We start from the raw sequence: 15,203 nt of genomic DNA, 5'->3' as shown, positions 1-15,203 counted from the left end.
CTTTCACTCCGGCGGTATGGTATCCCAGTAGATGCCGTCTCGTAGCCCCCGCCTCGCGGCGGCGACGCTCGCACTCCTCGTCGTCGTCGCCGGATGCGCCGCCCCCCTCTCCGGGGACGGGTCGCCCGTCCCGGTGCCGGACTCGGTTTCGGCCCCGGCAGCGGAGACGACGCCGCCGGACGACTCGCCGACCGACCGGACGCGCGCCGACGGAGCGACGCCGGTACCGACGGCCGTCCCCGACGCGCGGAGTCCGTGGGGGTCCGACCCCATCGTCGTCGCGGTTCGAGACCCCGCCGACACGAACCGAGACTGGGAACCGCTCGTCCGCGAAGCGACGGCGTACTGGGAGGAACACGCCGAGCGATACGCGGGCTACCCCGTCGACTACGAGGTCAGACCGACCGCCGAGAACCCCGACCTCGTCGTCGAGTTCGTCCGGACCGTGCCCGAGTGCGACGGGTCCGACGACGCCGCCGGGTGCGCTCCGCTCGTCACCGACGCGAGACAGATAGACCGCCCCGAGACGGTCTCTGTCCGCACGGGGTTCTCCGACGAGTCGACGGTGCTCGTCCTCGAACACGAGTTAGGTCACACGCTCGGTCTCACGCACGACGACGCACCCGCCGACGTGATGTCGAGTCGGTCGGTCCTGTACACGACGGAAAAACCGAACGCCACAGAACGCGACTTCCCGTGGAGCGACGGCGCGTTCACCGTCTACGTGAACACGACGAACGTAGACGACGCCGCGGCCAAGCGACAACAGGTGCGTCACGCCCTCGACTACTACGAACGCGGCGCGCCGGGGATGCCCGACAACCTCACCTTCACCGTCGTCGACGACCCGGCCGGAGCGGACGTCGTCGTCGAGTTCGCAGAGACGTCACCGTGCTCTCCGAACGCCGCGTCCTGCGGCGCGACGCGCGGGTGGGACCCCGACGGCGACGGAGCGGTCGAGACGTACTCGGACGTCCGAATCGTCCTCGTCGACCTCGAAACCGACGCCGTCGGCTGGCACGTCGGCTACTGGCTGGCGTTCTCGCTCGGCGCGGAACGGGACGAGGAGAAGCCCGCGCCCTTCCGCGACGCCTCCTACAGCGACCGACGCAGCGAGTGGTGGACGTGACCGCGCTGTCACGGTTGTCACGTGCGAACGGTGATGTTCTCAGTACGCTTCTCTCCTGTCATGACCGCGCAATCGAATGACGACTCGCGGGCCGCCGTCGTCCGCTGGCGGGGTGAGACGACGGGCCGTCTCCGGGCGGCGTTCCGGCACGTCGTCGCGGGCACGTTCGCCCTCGTCGGCCTCTGCGTCCTCGCCCTTCTGGCGCTCGTCGTCGTCTCGTCGGCCACCGGCGGCGCGCCTGTCGACCAACTCGTCATCGTCGCCGTGGGTCTCCTCTTCGGCGGGCCGTTCGCCCTCCTCTACCTCGTCGCGCTTCGCGACCGGATATCGCTCGCGGAGTTCCTGCCGTACGAACTCGACTTGAACCCGTGGTACGTCCTCCTCGGGATGCCCGTCGGTGCCCTCCTCCTCCTCTCGTGGGTGCTGTTCCCGCCCGTCGGCTTCGTCTACCTCCTCGGCGCGCCGTTCGTCTGGGGTGCCATCGCGGCCCGCGACTCCGGCGGCGAACTCGACGTCGAAGCGGGGACGCTGACCAGAGACTACGGCGGCGCGGAAGCAGTCGGGCCGGCCGACGTGCGCCAACTCCGCTCGCACTCGTCGTGGCGCGTGGGTCGCTATCGCCTCGTCCGTCTCCGGTACCGGGGGACGGCGATTCTCTCGCGGCCGACGCTCCTCGTCGTCCCCGTCGAGGACTACGGCCGCATCGACTCCGCACTCTCGGCCGTCGAGACGCGAGACTACGGCGTCGAGGTGACCGAGACGTCGCCCGTCGCGAAGGCGTTCCTCGCCGGGTTCGGTCTGCTGTTCGTCGCCGTCGCCGCCGGACTGTTTCTCAGCGTCGGCGACAGCGACCCGCGGGTGGCGGTTCCGGCGCTCCTGATGGCGAGTTTCGGCGTGCTGTTCGTCGGTCTGGCGTGGCTCGTGTGAACCCCCCGCCAGCGCCTTCTTGCGGTTCGGGAACGAACGAAGCGGTATGCCCAGTTTCGTGCCGCCGTTCGACCCCGAGGAGTTGATGACCTCGTTGGAGGCCGCGTTCGGCGGGACAGAACCCGAACGGCGGGTCGTCGCCAGACAGGCGCGTGACCTCGCGGACTCCGGGAAACCGGAACGCGACCGCGGCGAAGCGCTCACCGTCGACGACATCGTTCGCCAGATGCGCGACGCGCCCGACGATTCGACCGTCGCCGAACGCTGGAACTGGTGGCTCGGGGCGCTCGAAGCCGCCTACGGCGGGTACCGGGAGTTCCAGGTGACGCGCGTCCCGACGAAGGACTAACGCCGAACGACTAGTCCGCCAGCAGTTCCGCGACCCGTTCTCGCGCCCGCTCGACGTGTTCGTCCGCCTCGTCGTCGCCCGTTCCGTCGACGTTCGAGAGCAACTCTCCGACCGTCTCGACGCGCGACCGAACTACGTCTTCGGTGACCGTCGGGTCCCGCGCGAGGTCACCGGCGATGGCCTCCGCCTCGCCGAGATGCGCGCTCGCCGTCCGTTCGACCGGTCGCTCGGCCGTCGCCGCGAGGTGGTCGTACAACGCCTCTACCCGCGCTCTGGTCTCGTCATCAACGCTCATCGTCTTCCCTCCGACAGCGGTTCGTCGGCGGTGCCCGTCTGGGCGTTCCACAGTGCCGCGTACTCGCCGTCCCGCGCGACCAGTTCGTCGTGAGCGCCGCGCTCGACCACTCGCCCGTCGTCCAACACGAGAATCTCGTCGGCGTCGACGACGGTGGAGAGGCGGTGCGCGACGACGAGCGTGGTTCGCTTCTCCGAGAGTCGGTCCAGCGAGCGCTGAATGGCCCGCTCGGTTTCGGTGTCGACGGCGGAGGTGGCCTCGTCCAAGACGAGCACCGGCGGGTCGCGGAGGACGGCGCGGGCGAGCGAGATACGCTGACGCTGGCCGCCGGAGAGTTTCACCCCTCGTTCGCCGACGCGCGTCTCGTAGCCGTTCGGCAGGTCGGTGATGAACGCGTGCGCCTCCGCGGCCTTCGCGGCCCGCCGGACCGCCTCGTCGCTCGCGTCGAACCGCCCGTACCGCACGTTCTCGGCGATGGTGCCGTCGAACAGGTGCGTGTCCTGACTCACGTAGCCGACGGCGTCACGGAGACTGCTCAGGGTCAGGTCCTCCACGTCGTGGCCGTCGAGTCGCACCGTTCCGCTCGTCGGTTCGTACAGTCGGAGGAGCAGTTTCAGGAGCGTCGACTTCCCCGCGCCCGTCTCGCCGACGACGGCCACCGTCTCGCCGGGTCCAGTCTCGAACGAGACGGACTCCAGAACGGGGTCGCTCGCCACCTCGCCGAACACGTCGCGGTAGGCGAACGAGACGTTCTCGTAGGCGACGACGCCCCGGGGGTCCTCCAGTACCGTCGCGTCGTCGTGGTCTTCGATGTTCACGGGGATGTCCGAGAGGCCGAAGACGCGTTCGGCGGAGGCGCGGGCGTTCTGCACCTGGTCGACGATGTTCGACACCTCGGCGAGGGGGGCGACGAACCGCTGTGTCATGAAGATGAACGTGACGAACGTCCCGACGGCGAGTTCGCCGGTGAGGGGGCCGGGAGCGGTGCCGGTGAAGAGCCAGTACCCCCCGACGAGGAACGTCGCGGCGAACGAGAGGCCCGCGAGCAGTTCCATCCCCGGCCGGTAGAAGTAGCTCAGTTTCAGGACGGACATCGTCGTCTCGAACAGACTCCGCGAGGCGTTTCGGACGCGTTCTCGCTCGTAGCCCTCGCTGTTCGTCGTCTTCACGAGTTCGATGCCGCTGATACCGTTCTCGATTCTCGTGTTGAACCCGGCGTTGGCGGACTGGCGGGCGCGGTACCGCGGGGCGACGACGCGCATGAACCACCACGTCAAGAGCACGATTGCGGGGACGGCGACGAGGGTGACGAGCGCCAACTGCCAGTTCAGCGTGAAGAGGACGACAGCGATGCCGCCAACCATGACGACCAGTCGGAGGGAGTTCATGAGGGCGTTGTCGAGGAACGTCTCCAGGTTCCCGGCGTCGTTGTTGAGGATGGCCATCACCTCGCCCGTCTGCTTGTCGTCGAAGAACGTCATGTCGAGACGGACGAGTTTCGCGAAACTGTCCGTGCGGACGGCGTGCATCACGTCGTGGGCGAACTGGTTGGCGGCGACGCCGTACACCCACGTGAACGCGCCGGTGACGACGAACGACCCGGCGATGAGGGCGGCGGAGAACCAGAACTGTCCCTCGGCGGTCGGCGGAATCACCGACTGCGGGACGAACGGCAGCGTGTACGCCGTCGTGCCGGACCCGAACAGCGAGTCGATGGCGGTGCCGAGAACGACCGGCGGGAGGAGGGAGGCGGCCTGTGCGACGAGGTTCGCGAGGAGGCCGACGGTCAGCCACCGCGCGCGCGACGTGCCGTACTCGCGGAAGAGGCGGGCGAGCGGACGCGTCACGTCTCGACGGTACCGGTCGAAGGCGCTCTCGTCGGCGTGACTCATTGGTTTCGAGAGTAGCGCCCGTGACATGAACGCGACGAAGACGGCGAAAGAGGGGAGCCGACGGGTCGAGTATCGGAACCGACGACGAAAAGCCCCTCCAGCGGAAAGGAGAGGTAGATGAAACTCCAGTTCCTCGGGGGCGTCGGCGAGGTGGGACGCTCGGCGATTCTCGTGGACGACTCGCTCCTCCTCGACTACGGGATGCTGACGGGCAACCCCCCGCAGTACCCCGTCTCGACGCCGGAACCCGACGCCGTCGTCGTCTCGCACGGGCACTTAGACCACGTCGGACTGGTTCCCTCGCTGCTCTCCGGTGACCGCCGCCCGCCGATTCACTGGACGCCCGTGACGGCGGAGTTGGCCCGGACGCTGGCGCGCGACACGCTGAAACTCCACGGCGGCACCTACGACTGCCCGTTCACGGAGACGCACGTCCAGCGGATGTCGCAGGTCTCCGAACGCCACGACTACGGCGAGACGTTCGAGGCGGCGGGGTACGAGGTGACGCTGTACAACGCGGGCCACATCCCCGGGAGCGCGCACGTCCTCGTCGACGACGGCGACACCCGACTGCTCTACACCTCGGACTTTCACACCGACGACCAACGCCTCGTCTCGGGCACGACGGACCGACCCGACGCGGACGTCGTTATCTGCGAGTCGACCTACGCCGACGTGGAACACGACGACCGGTCGACGGTCGAAGAGCGGTTCGTCGAGTCCGTCCGGACGACCATCTGGGAGGGCGGCACCGTCGTCGTCCCCGCGTTCGCCATCGGCCGCACGCAGGAGATGCTCCTCGTCTTGGACGCCCACGACGTGGACTGCTACGTCGACGGGATGGGAAAGCAGGTGACGAAGATGCTCCGGCGGAACCCCGGGTTCGTCCGCGACGCCGACGCCCTGCGCCGGGCGAAGTCGAACGCGCGGTTCGTCACGGGCAGAGACGGTCAGCGCCGTCGAATCGCGAACCAGAACACCGCCATCGTGACGACGAGTGGGATGCTCTCGGGCGGTCCGGCGATGACGTACGTCCCCGAAATTCGAGGCGACCCGACGAACAAAATCGCGCTTACGGGCTATCAGGTCGAGGGGACGCCGGGTCGCGACTTGGTCGAACGCGGCCGCGCCGAGATAGCCGGGCAGATGATGCCCATCGCGGCCCGCGCGGAGATGTACGACTTCTCCGCGCACGCGGACCGCGACGGTCTCAGGGAGTTCCTCTCGGAGTACGAGGGTGCGGATATTCTCGTGAACCACGGCGACGACTGCGCCGGGTTCGCCGAGCGACTTCGCGACGACGGGTTCGACGCCCGCGCGCCCGAACTCGGCGACGTCGTGGAGTTCTGAACGCACAGTCTTTCGTTTATACTATTCTGTTACCGCTCCCCGTAGTGGCGACTCTGTTTAGATTCCCGACGCTGGTAGCCACCGATAGTCGAAGCTACTTCCTCGTAATTTGGAATCGATGTCAGTGCTATTTCGCTCGTCTTCCCGTCACGTTCTTTGAGGGTGACAGTACCGACACCAGCCCGTTGCTCAAACCATGTCGCTCGTGTTTGAATATCTGATACGTTTCGGATAGGGAACTCTTCTGTCCGCTTCGTACCCAACAATCCACCTTCGTCCTTGATAACGACGCGTTCGCTCGTAACGATGTATCGAACCTTCTTACTTGAACGCCACATTTTGAGGGCAGGATACCAGAAATAGAGTAGAGCAAGACCGAGCGTAACGGTCGTCGCGACGGTCCATAGTGCGAGGCGTTTTAATGTCATACCTCCGTACCACGCGGGTCTGAGGTCGAATAATAGTTCTTCGTCGTCGAGTAGTGTTACGCCTTGAATATTCGACACTCGGTCTGCGTGCATTTCGCTTCTTCTTTGTTCTCCTTCCACCTCTGTCTCCTCGGTTGACATGACGTGGTAGTTAGTAGCAACCGTGTTAAGTATGTGTTCTCACTGGAAATTATTTCTCCCCACTCAACATTCCTGTATCTGTTGTTGCCGAACTCGGCGACGTCGTTGAGTGCTGAGTCCGACCGTTAGCGACCGACCCCGAGAGCGGCCGCCACGACGGCGACGAATCCGACGAGGACGCCGACGGCGAACGCCGCCACGATGCTCCGCGTCGGTCGTCTCCGACCGCTGTCGGCGTTTCGCTCTCGGTGTCCGCTCCGTGCACTCTCGGCGGCGAACCTCGCGTCTTCTGACGACGACTTCGACGCCGTTCCGCCGTTCGTCTGCGACGTCGCCTCCGTCGTCACCGCGTCCGTCTCCACCGTTTTCGCCTCCGTCGTCGCAGCACCCGTCGCGGTGTCGCCTCCCGGTGTCGCACGTGCCACACCGTCTTCGCTCTCGGTTGCCTCGTCCGTCGCCGCCGCCACGAGACCGCTCTGGTCTCGTTCGCGGATGACCGCGTTCACCGCCGCGCCGACGAGGAGGACGAACCCGCCGAAGTAGAGCCACGTCAGGAGGAGGAGGATGCCGCCGACGACGCCGTACGCCTCGTACTGGCCCGCGTAGGTGGCGTACACCTGGAACCCGACTTCGAGTATCGCCCACCCGCCGGCGGCGACGACGGCACCGGGGAGTGCGTCGCGGACGGTCATCTCCACGTCCGGGAAGACGTAGTACATCGGGAGGAACGCGAGGCTCAGGCCGACGAGGAGGAACAGGGGGTTGAGGACGTGCAGGAGGGGGAGTCGGAAGTAGGCGAACGCCGTCCCGGCGAGGGCGAGGGCGACGAGCGAGAGGCCGATGACGGTCAACGCGACGAGGCCGTCGCGAAACTGCTTCAGGAGGTTGGGGTCCTGTTCGGTCTCGTACACCTCCGCGAACGCGGTGTCGAGGCCGCGGAACAGTTTGAGCGCCCCCCACAGGAGGACGAGGACGCCCGTCACCGACAGGCCGAGTTCGCCGCCCGCATTGTCGATGGCGGCGGCGATCTCCTCCTGTGCGCCGGTGGTGAGGTACGTCCCCGTGAGTTCTGCGACGCGCGTCGCGAACACATCGTTTCCGACGGCGCCGACGACGAGGAGGAGCAAGAGGAGAAGCGGGATGAGCGAGACGAAGGCGTTGTACGCGAGGCTTCCGGCGAGGAACGTCAGATTCTGCTCGCGGACACGCGCCGTGACCGTCCGGAGCACCGCCATCGTCTCGCCGCCTTCGACTCTCATTGGTAGTTCGTTCGGGCGCATCAGTGATGGATGCGACGGCCGAAGCGACGCTCAGTCGTCGTCCGCGCCCGTCGCGTCGAAGTCGGAGATGCTTCGCTGTGCGCCGTCGTCCGACCGGAGCGGGTTCCGGCCGCGCGCGTCGGGGTCCAGCGGTTCTCCCGAGACGAGTTCGGGGAGGACGATACGGACGAAGTGGACGGCGACGACGAGGAGGAGTGGACCCAAGAACAGCCCGTACCACCCGAACAGCGCCGGGCCGATGATGTACGCGAACATCACCGTCCCCGTGTGGAGGTTTCGCCCGGAGACGTACGGTCTGAGCAGGAAGTCCGGGATGGTGTCGACGACGACGAACGAGACGACGCCGTAGACGACGGCGACCCATATCGTCGCCGGGTCGGTCAGCGCCGCCTCGACGGCGAGGAGAACCGTCACCGGGACGTAGATAATCTTCATCCCGACGACCGGGATGAGACTGGCCGCGCCCGTCAGTGCCCCGAGGAGGGTCGGCGACGGAATCGACAGCGTCGACGGCGCGAACAGGTTGATGACGTTGTAGGAGACGGCGGCGATGACGGCGATGGCGAACGCGTTGAGGATGTTGCCGAAGTAGATGGTCTTCAGGTCGCGGTCGACGGCGGTCATGTACGCGTTGACGACGCCGCCGCGACCGGAGAGGTTCTCGCGCGTCCACGCCGACAGTCGCCGGTCGTCGCGCAGGAGGTAGAACGCGAACGCGAACGCGATGAACAGTTGGAGGGCCGCCCCGAGGACGAACGATGCGGTTCCGGCGAGCGAGGCGAGTATCGTCTCCGCCGTCGCCGTGTCGGCGGAGTCGAAGAACGCGCCGGGGTCTTCGAGGAGCGACCCGAGCACCTCCTGGGGGTTGCGAACGGCGTCGAACGACCCGAGGTAAGGGTCCAGCATCGCCAGCAGTCCCTGCTGGTTCTGTCCGACGAACGCGCTCAGTTCTTGGAACGCCACGAGGACCGTATAGGCGACGAGGAGGACGATTGGTAACGACAGCGCGAGAAGCGAGACGGCCGCGCCGATGCTCTGCTGGCCGATGCGCCCGCGAATCCGCGAGTAGACGGGCCGCGTGGAGTAGTAGAGAAACAGTCCGAGCATGAACGTCCCGAGGTACGCCTCGGCGACGAACGCGAGGACGAGGAGTATCGCCAGTCCCAACAGCCACCATCCTACCCGTGACCGGTCGATAGTCGAAGTGAAGCCGAACTGCATCGTCGTGAGTACGGGCAAAGAGCACTAAACTCCTCGCCCTCCTGTCACTCCGGCGCGTCCGTCTCCACCCGCGTGTCGTTACTCGTCGGCGCGGAGCGAGTACGACCCGTCGAACCGCCTGTCGTGGAGAGCGGGGAACTCCGAACGAACCTCCGAGACCGTCTCGATGTCGACTTCCGCGTGCGCGGTGTGCGGCCCGTTCCCGGCGTTCGCTCGCTGGGTCCCCCACGGGTCGACGACGACGCTCTGGCCCGCGAGCGAGACGCCGCGGTTCGTTCCCGTGAGGTTCGCGGCGACGAGGAACACCTGACTCTCCACCGCCCGGGTCCGGGTGAAGAGATGCCAGTGGTCCGCGCGGGCGTTCGGCCACGCGGAGGTGACGAGGAGCATCTCCACGCCCTCGTCGACCAACTGCCGGTACAGTTCCGGAAAGCGCAGGTCGTAGCACGTCGTGAGACCGACCGTCCCCAGTTCGGTGTCGGCGGCGACGACGTCCTCGCCGGGCGTGAGGATGGCGCTCTCCTCGGACTCGTAGCCGAACAGATGCACCTTCCGGTAGGTGGCGATTCGGTCGCCCGCGGGGTCGAACAGGAGACTCGTGTTGTACAGGTCGCCGCCGTCGCGTTCGACGATGCTGCCGCCGTGGAGGTGGATGCCGAGTTCGGCGGCGAGTTCGGAGAGACGCGTCGCCGTCGGCCCGTCGACCGGTTCGGCGGCCGCCTCGTACGCGTCGAACGCGAAGTAGCCCACGTTCCACATCTCGGGGAGAACGACCAGTTCCGCGCCCTTCTCGGCGGCCGCCCGGACGCGCGAGACGGCGCGTTCGACGTTCGCTTCCACGGACTCCGCGGCGGGTATCTGGACGGCGGCGACGTTCATGACTCATCCTCCCGCGGCGGGCGCTTATGAGTTTCCCGGGCCGTCGGACTCGGAACCGATGTCGCAACTGCTTTACCGTTGCTTTAGGTATACCTAAATCAACATGGCCGGAGACGCGCGGACGAATCGACTCGGTGGCGCACGACTGTTCGACTGGGTGGACGCGACGCTCGTCTCCGTCTGCCTCGTCAGCGTGGGCCTCGTCGTCCTCGGCGGCCTGGTGCAGGTGAGTTTCGGGACGTACACGATGACGCTCGAACAGGCGTGGCGCGCCGTCCTGGACCCCATCGTCCTCTTCGACCCCCACTGGCTCCTCAACTTCTTCGTCGGCGAGGGGCTGATGCGGACGCTCACGGGGTTCGAGGGGACGCTCACCGAACTGCCGACGACGACGCTCGTCGTCTGGAACATCCGCCTCCCGCGCGTCCTCGTCGGCATCCTCGTCGGCGCGAACCTCGCCGTCTCCGGGGCCATCTTCCAGGCCGTGACGCGGAACGAACTCGCCAGTCCGTACATCCTCGGCGTCAGTTCCGGTGCCGGTCTGGCCATCCTCCTCACGCTCGTCGTCTTCAGCGGACTCGCGCCGTTCCTCCCCCTCATCGCCGCCGGCGGTGGGGCCGTCGCGTTCCTCATCGTCTACGGTATCGCGTGGCAGAACGGCACGTCACCCGTCAGACTGGTCCTCGCGGGCGTCATCGTCTCCACCATCTTCCAGTCGCTGCAGACGGGGCTGTTCTTCTTCGCCAACGACTTGGCCGTCGTCCAGAGCGCTATCGCGTGGACGACCGGTTCGCTGACGGGCGTCGACTGGCAACAGGTCAGACTCGCGCTCCCTTCGACGACGCTCGCCGTCGCCCTCGCCGTCCTCGGCGCGCGACAGTTGAACGTCCTGCTCCTCGGCGAACAGACTGCGCGTTCGCTCGGCATGTCCGTCGAACGCACGCGATTCCTCCTGTCGGGCGTCGCCATCCTCGCGGCCAGCGCCGCCATCGCCGTCGCGGGCATCGTCGGCTTCGTCGGCCTCATCGTCCCGCACGTCGTCCGCAACCTCGTCGGCAGCGACTACAAGCGACTGGTGGTCGGTTGTCTGTTCGTCGGCCCCGCGCTGATGGTCCTCGCGGACGTCGGCGCGCGACTCGCGATGGCCCCGACGCAGATTCCCGTCGGCATCGTCACGGGACTGGTCGGCGGTCCGTACTTCCTCTACCTGATGCGACGCCAACAGAACCTGGGTGACGTCTGATGTCCGAGAGCAACCACGAGAACGACCACGAGCGCATCGAGCGAGCACGGAACGGCGAGGCGGACGACGCCAGCGCACTCGTCGGCGACGGACTCACGCTGTCGTACTCGACGAGCGAGCGACCCGTCGTCGAGTGCGACCGAATCGACATCCCACGCGGGGAGATAACCGCCCTCGTCGGCCCGAACGGGAGCGGCAAGAGCACTCTGTTGAAGGCGCTCTCGAAGCAACTCGCCCCCGATACCGGACGCGTCCTCCTCGACGGCCGCGCGGTCCACGAGTACGACGACAAGGAGTTCGCCCGCGAACTCGGACTCCTCTCGCAGGAGAACGAGTCGCCCGGGTCCATCACCGTCGAGGAACTGGTCTACCACGGACGCTACCCGCACCGGGGCTTCTTCGAACAGGTCGGAGAGGCGGACCACCGGGCGGTCGAACGCGCCATCGAACTCGCGGGCGTCGACCACCTGCGCGAGCAGACGGTCGGGAACCTCTCCGGCGGGCAGAAACAACTGGCGTGGATCGCGATGGTGCTCGCACAGGATACGGACGTCCTCTTACTGGACGAACCGACGACGTACCTCGACCTACACCACCAACTCCGGGTGATGGAGACGGTCCAGCAACTGAACGAGAGACGAGGGGTGACCGTCGCCGTCGTCCTCCACGACATCGCTCAGGCCGCCCGCTTCGCGGACTACCTCGTCGCCCTGCAAGACGGCGAGGTGTACGACTGGGGCCCGCCGCGAGAGGTCGTCACCGAGGAACTCCTCGCGGACGTCTTCCGCGTCGAGGCGGCCGTCTCCTACACGCCCGACCCCGAAATCGTTCCGAAGCACTCGCTGTGAGCCGCGTACCGAAACTCCTTTGAACTTTTAGGTCGGCCTAAAATACAATGACACACGACGGCTCGCGGAGTCGAACGCGGCGCGACGTACTGAAGGCGAGCGGGATTCTGGCGGCTAGCGGCCTCCTCGCGGGATGTACCGGAACCTCCGAGGACGGGACGGACGCCGGGTCGACGGCGACGGAGTCCGCGGCGGCGACGGAGACGGGCACCGAGAGTTCGACGGACGCCGAGACGGAGACCGACGAAGCGACCGAGACGACCGAGGCGTACTCGGTGACGATGGAACCCGTCGGGACCGTCGAGTTCGACAGCGTGCCGGAGACGTGGGTCGCGAACAACGGCAGTTGGGCCGATATGGGCGTCGCTCTCGGCCTCGAACCGCCGAAGGGTCTCTGGCTCACTTCTCGGTACCACACGCAGTACTACGACGAGATTCCGGACGTCTCCGTCGACAAGAGCGAGATGGTCGACCTCTACTCCGACGGCGTCTCCAAAGAGGTGTTCTACGAACTCGACGGCGACGTGCACGTGATGGACCCGAACTTCCTCATGAACCGGTTCAAGGGGTGGGAACAGGCGGACGTCGACGAGATTTCCGAGCAGGTCGCCCCGCTCTTCGGGAACTGCATCTACGCGCAGCACTACCCGTGGCACGAGGACTACCGCTACTACACGCTGTACGAGGGCTTCGAGAAACTCGCACAGGTGTTCCAGCGGACCGACCGATACGAGGCGTTCGCGACGCTTCACGACGAGTTCCAGACCGCTCTCTCCCCCCACGTTCCCGAACAGGGTGACCGACCCGAAGTCGCCGTCCTCTGGGGCGTCGGCGACGAACCGACGGAGTTCTACCCCTACATCATCGGCGGCGGGACCGGCTTCAAACACTTCCGTGACCTCGGCGTCCGCGACGCCCTCGCCAACACGGACGTACAGGACTTCCACGGCAGTCGGGCGGCCATCGACCTAGAGACGGTTCTCGAAGTCAACCCCGAGGTGCTCATGCTCCGCGGCTACGAGTCGAAGACCCGCGAGGAGTTCCAGAACACCGTCGTCGACTACCTCCGAAACGACGACACCGCCAGCGCGCTCACGGCCGTGAAGAACGACGACGTCTACCGCGCCGGTGGGCTCTACCAAGGCCCCATCACCAACCTCGTGCTGACCGAACGCACCGCCGGACAACTGTACGGCGTCGAAGACGAACTGTTCGACCGTCAGCGCGTCGCGGACATCGTCGCCGGCGACTTCTGAACGACGGCCGCGTCGTCGGTACTTTCCGACCCGTATCCGACTGTTTGCACTCGAAGGTGTAGAGACGAAGCGAGTGGTCTCCGGTATCCTACGTCGCAGACCACTCGCTTCGTGCGAGGATGCGCGGTGCACGCGAAAAAGACTGTCGAACGGCGCGTCGCGTCGGTGCGTCCGACACGCCCCTCAGTCGTCGCCGCGGGTGAGTCGGCGAAACGCCCGCGTCGGGACGCGCGTCTCGACGCGACTCGGCGGTCGACCCGCGCCCTGCGACCCCTCGACGGGGACGCGTTCGACGATTCCGTTCTCGGCGAACTCGTAGAGGTAGCGCGTGATGGTGCTCTCCGACAGCGACGAGGACGCTGCGATGGCGGCCGCGGTCCGACTCACCGACGACCGTTCCTCGGCGTCGAGGACGACGAGGGCCCGGAGGACGGCGCGGCGATTCTCCGAGAGAGCGAGGACGCGCCCCAACGAGACGCACGGCTTGGGAACCGACTCTATCCCCGCGTCGAGGTGGGCGTCTTCGAGGACGTCGCTGTCCGCTTCCAGTGCGACGTCGACCGCGCCGAGGAGGGCCGCGAGGGCGTCGTGCGCGTCGCCGTCGGCCCACGTGGACAGCCTCCGAACCTGCTGATGCGTCGTCGCGTCTCTGGCCAGTCCGGTCGAGATGCGCGCGGTCAACACGTCGGTGAGTTCGGCGGCGTGGTACGGGTCGACGCCGACGACGCTCGTCGCGCGGGGGTCCGGAAGCACGTCTTTCGGGTCCCCCCGGCCGACGGCGACCCATGCGGTTCGATGACCGAGGCTCTCCAGTTCGCCCGCGAACGACGCGAGTCGGTCGGTGTCGTCGTCGGCGTGGTCCATCGCCACCACGAGGACGCGGCCGCCGCGGAGGTGTTTGCTGACTCGCTGTCTGAGGTCGATGGTCGCGAGTCCGCGGCGCGGGACCGATTCGGTCGTCGTCGCAGAGAGGATGGCGTGGTAGAACTCGAACCGACTCGTCGCCTCCCGGAGGTCGACGTACGCGAACGACCGGCGGGAGGCGCTTCCCCCGCGCGTCGTCGTGACGATGGTGTCTTCCGGCGAGGAGAGGAGACGAGAGAGTTGTTCGAACAACGCGGTGACGACGGCTGACTTGCCCGACCCCGCGGGACCGCGGACGTAGACGTTCTCCGGCGTCCGGTGGTCGAACACGGGTTCGAGGCGGTCGAGGAGACGTTCGATAGTCGGACCGCGCCCGGTCGGTTCGCTCGGGTGCCAGACCGGACTCAGCGACGTCTCTTCGAGAAGTAACTGTCGCCTGTCACCGCGTCGTTTTCGTTGGAGGATTCGTTCTTCGAGGTTCATCCGAACTGCTGTGTCCGCGTCGTGTTGAATGGTCGAACGGGGTGGCCTCGTTCGGCGTTAGAGGCCGAGGGTGGCGACCCAGGAGGAACTGGGGAAGACGCCGGCGATGTGGAGGACGGCGACAAGGAACGTCCCGAAGACGATGGCCGCCGCGGGCGGGTCCCAGTGGGTGTCGCCGTGCGCGTAGAAGATGCGCTGGAACACCTCACCGAACAGCGCACAGACGACGCCGAAGACCGCGGCGACGACGAGCGCGACGACGAGCGACCCCTCGCCACCGTTCGTCACCGCCAGCGCCGCCGTGCTTCCTGGTAGAGCCATGTGGTGGGTGACCGGAATCTTCTCGACGCCCAGATTCAAGAACAGCAGCGACGCCGCGCTGATACCGAACGCGAGGAACGCGCTCCCCGTGGTCATCGCGATGTAGCCGCCGAGGATGCCGACGACGAGGCCAATCATCGCGACGTTGCCCCACTTGTACTGGTGCGGAAGCCACGGTTCGACCGCCAGTCGGTCAGCAGTCGCCGTGCCGCCGTCGGTTTCGACGCCGCCGTCGGCCGCCGCGTCGCCGATGACGCGCATCTCTTCGCGCTCGAACGGCGACATGTCGAGGGGACC

At 66.8% G+C, this 15,203-nt stretch carries 14 protein-coding genes and 1 pseudogene; 7 read left to right on the top strand and 8 right to left on the bottom strand.

What is annotated here, in order from left to right; genetic code table 11:
- Window positions 1-31 precede the first annotated feature (31 nt).
- From BM282_RS17760 to BM282_RS17750, 3 genes are read left to right on the top strand one after another with little or no spacing between them, the layout of a single operon-like run.
- Complete coding sequence (locus tag BM282_RS17760; protein WP_089883554.1) at window positions 32-1,129, top strand: matrixin; 1,098 nt, start codon at window positions 32-34, stop codon at window positions 1,127-1,129.
- A 60-nt stretch (window positions 1,130-1,189) separates the two neighbouring features.
- Window positions 1,190-2,056 (top strand): hypothetical protein, encoded by an 867-nt coding sequence (locus BM282_RS17755; RefSeq protein ID WP_089883552.1) that lies wholly within the window; start codon window positions 1,190-1,192, stop codon window positions 2,054-2,056.
- Window positions 2,057-2,102: 46 nt separating this feature from the next.
- A complete protein-coding gene (locus BM282_RS17750) occupies window positions 2,103-2,405 on the top strand; it encodes a hypothetical protein (RefSeq protein WP_089883550.1) in 303 nt (100 codons plus the stop codon).
- Window positions 2,406-2,415: 10 nt separating this feature from the next.
- Here the strand turns inward: BM282_RS17750 and BM282_RS17745 are convergent, their stop codons facing one another.
- Together BM282_RS17745 and BM282_RS17740 are read right to left on the bottom strand one after the other, a co-directional pair.
- Entirely contained in the window at window positions 2,416-2,700 is a 285-nt protein-coding gene (locus tag BM282_RS17745; RefSeq protein ID WP_089883548.1) for a hypothetical protein, read from the bottom strand.
- Window positions 2,697-4,592 (bottom strand): ABC transporter ATP-binding protein, encoded by a 1,896-nt coding sequence (locus tag BM282_RS17740; RefSeq protein ID WP_089883546.1) that lies wholly within the window; start codon window positions 4,590-4,592, stop codon window positions 2,697-2,699. Before BM282_RS17740 ends, BM282_RS17745 begins: the two co-directional genes overlap by 4 nt.
- A gap of 117 nt (window positions 4,593-4,709) precedes the next feature.
- On the opposite strand from BM282_RS17740, the gene BM282_RS17735 reads away from it, so the two are divergent.
- Window positions 4,710-5,942: an MBL fold metallo-hydrolase gene (locus tag BM282_RS17735; RefSeq protein ID WP_089883544.1), complete on the top strand. Its 1,233-nt coding sequence runs from the start codon at window positions 4,710-4,712 to the stop codon at window positions 5,940-5,942.
- A gap of 29 nt (window positions 5,943-5,971) precedes the next feature.
- Here the strand turns inward: BM282_RS17735 and BM282_RS17730 are convergent, their stop codons facing one another.
- From BM282_RS17730 to BM282_RS17715, 4 genes are all read right to left on the bottom strand, one after another.
- Window positions 5,972-6,511: a PH domain-containing protein gene (locus BM282_RS17730; RefSeq protein WP_089883542.1), complete on the bottom strand. Its 540-nt coding sequence runs from the start codon at window positions 6,509-6,511 to the stop codon at window positions 5,972-5,974.
- A gap of 125 nt (window positions 6,512-6,636) precedes the next feature.
- Complete coding sequence (locus BM282_RS17725) at window positions 6,637-7,770, bottom strand: YihY/virulence factor BrkB family protein (RefSeq protein ID WP_175501619.1); 1,134 nt, start codon at window positions 7,768-7,770, stop codon at window positions 6,637-6,639.
- Between the two features lie 51 nt (window positions 7,771-7,821).
- Window positions 7,822-9,012 (bottom strand): AI-2E family transporter, encoded by a 1,191-nt coding sequence (locus BM282_RS17720; RefSeq protein WP_089883538.1) that lies wholly within the window; start codon window positions 9,010-9,012, stop codon window positions 7,822-7,824.
- A gap of 78 nt (window positions 9,013-9,090) precedes the next feature.
- Entirely contained in the window at window positions 9,091-9,891 is an 801-nt protein-coding gene (locus BM282_RS17715; RefSeq protein WP_089883537.1) for a carbon-nitrogen family hydrolase, read from the bottom strand.
- Window positions 9,892-9,994: 103 nt separating this feature from the next.
- Between BM282_RS17715 and BM282_RS17710 the strand changes: the two genes are divergently transcribed.
- Genes BM282_RS17710 through BM282_RS17700 form a run of 3 tightly spaced genes read left to right on the top strand, consistent with a single transcriptional unit; the run spans window position 9,995 to window position 13,238 of the window.
- A complete protein-coding gene (locus tag BM282_RS17710; RefSeq protein ID WP_089883535.1) occupies window positions 9,995-11,134 on the top strand; it encodes a FecCD family ABC transporter permease in 1,140 nt (379 codons plus the stop codon).
- Window positions 11,134-11,982, top strand: a complete 849-nt coding sequence (locus tag BM282_RS17705; RefSeq protein WP_089883533.1) for an ABC transporter ATP-binding protein — start codon at window positions 11,134-11,136, stop codon at window positions 11,980-11,982. Before BM282_RS17710 ends, BM282_RS17705 begins: the two co-directional genes overlap by 1 nt.
- Before the next feature lie 47 nt (window positions 11,983-12,029).
- Window positions 12,030-13,238, top strand: a complete 1,209-nt coding sequence (locus BM282_RS17700) for an ABC transporter substrate-binding protein (protein ID WP_089883532.1) — start codon at window positions 12,030-12,032, stop codon at window positions 13,236-13,238.
- A 183-nt stretch (window positions 13,239-13,421) separates the two neighbouring features.
- Here the strand turns inward: BM282_RS17700 and BM282_RS17695 are convergent, their stop codons facing one another.
- Together BM282_RS17695 and BM282_RS17690 are read right to left on the bottom strand one after the other, a co-directional pair.
- Complete coding sequence (locus BM282_RS17695) at window positions 13,422-14,585, bottom strand: Cdc6/Cdc18 family protein (protein ID WP_089883530.1); 1,164 nt, start codon at window positions 14,583-14,585, stop codon at window positions 13,422-13,424.
- Between the two features lie 57 nt (window positions 14,586-14,642).
- Window positions 14,643-15,203, bottom strand: a pseudogene (locus BM282_RS17690) (hypothetical protein); the annotation flags it as partial.

It is taken from the genome of Halogeometricum limi (genome assembly GCF_900115785.1).
GTDB lineage: Archaea > Halobacteriota > Halobacteria > Halobacteriales > Haloferacaceae > Halogeometricum > Halogeometricum limi.
The sequence above is the reverse complement of the archived record's forward strand: the minus strand, read 5'-3'. Positions and strand labels throughout refer to the sequence as shown.

Excerpts from the sequence above, each read along its gene's own strand:
- BM282_RS17720 (WP_089883538.1), bottom strand. The coding sequence starts at position 9,012 with ATGCAGTTCGGCTTCACTTCGACTATCGACCGGTCACGGGTAGGATGG.
- BM282_RS17760 (WP_089883554.1), top strand. The coding sequence starts at position 32 with ATGCCGTCTCGTAGCCCCCGCCTCGCGGCGGCGACGCTCGCACTCCTC.
- BM282_RS17755 (WP_089883552.1), top strand. The coding sequence starts at position 1,190 with ATGACCGCGCAATCGAATGACGACTCGCGGGCCGCCGTCGTCCGCTGG.
- BM282_RS17745 (WP_089883548.1), bottom strand. The coding sequence starts at position 2,700 with ATGAGCGTTGATGACGAGACCAGAGCGCGGGTAGAGGCGTTGTACGAC.
- BM282_RS17750 (WP_089883550.1), top strand. The coding sequence starts at position 2,103 with ATGCCCAGTTTCGTGCCGCCGTTCGACCCCGAGGAGTTGATGACCTCG.
- BM282_RS17700 (WP_089883532.1), top strand. The coding sequence starts at position 12,030 with ATGACACACGACGGCTCGCGGAGTCGAACGCGGCGCGACGTACTGAAG.
- BM282_RS17735 (WP_089883544.1), top strand. The coding sequence starts at position 4,710 with ATGAAACTCCAGTTCCTCGGGGGCGTCGGCGAGGTGGGACGCTCGGCG.
- BM282_RS17695 (WP_089883530.1), bottom strand. The coding sequence starts at position 14,585 with ATGAACCTCGAAGAACGAATCCTCCAACGAAAACGACGCGGTGACAGG.
- BM282_RS17725 (WP_175501619.1), bottom strand. The coding sequence starts at position 7,770 with ATGAGAGTCGAAGGCGGCGAGACGATGGCGGTGCTCCGGACGGTCACG.
- BM282_RS17715 (WP_089883537.1), bottom strand. The coding sequence starts at position 9,891 with ATGAACGTCGCCGCCGTCCAGATACCCGCCGCGGAGTCCGTGGAAGCG.
- BM282_RS17705 (WP_089883533.1), top strand. The coding sequence starts at position 11,134 with ATGTCCGAGAGCAACCACGAGAACGACCACGAGCGCATCGAGCGAGCA.
- BM282_RS17730 (WP_089883542.1), bottom strand. The coding sequence starts at position 6,511 with ATGTCAACCGAGGAGACAGAGGTGGAAGGAGAACAAAGAAGAAGCGAA.
- BM282_RS17740 (WP_089883546.1), bottom strand. The coding sequence starts at position 4,592 with ATGAGTCACGCCGACGAGAGCGCCTTCGACCGGTACCGTCGAGACGTG.
- BM282_RS17710 (WP_089883535.1), top strand. The coding sequence starts at position 9,995 with ATGGCCGGAGACGCGCGGACGAATCGACTCGGTGGCGCACGACTGTTC.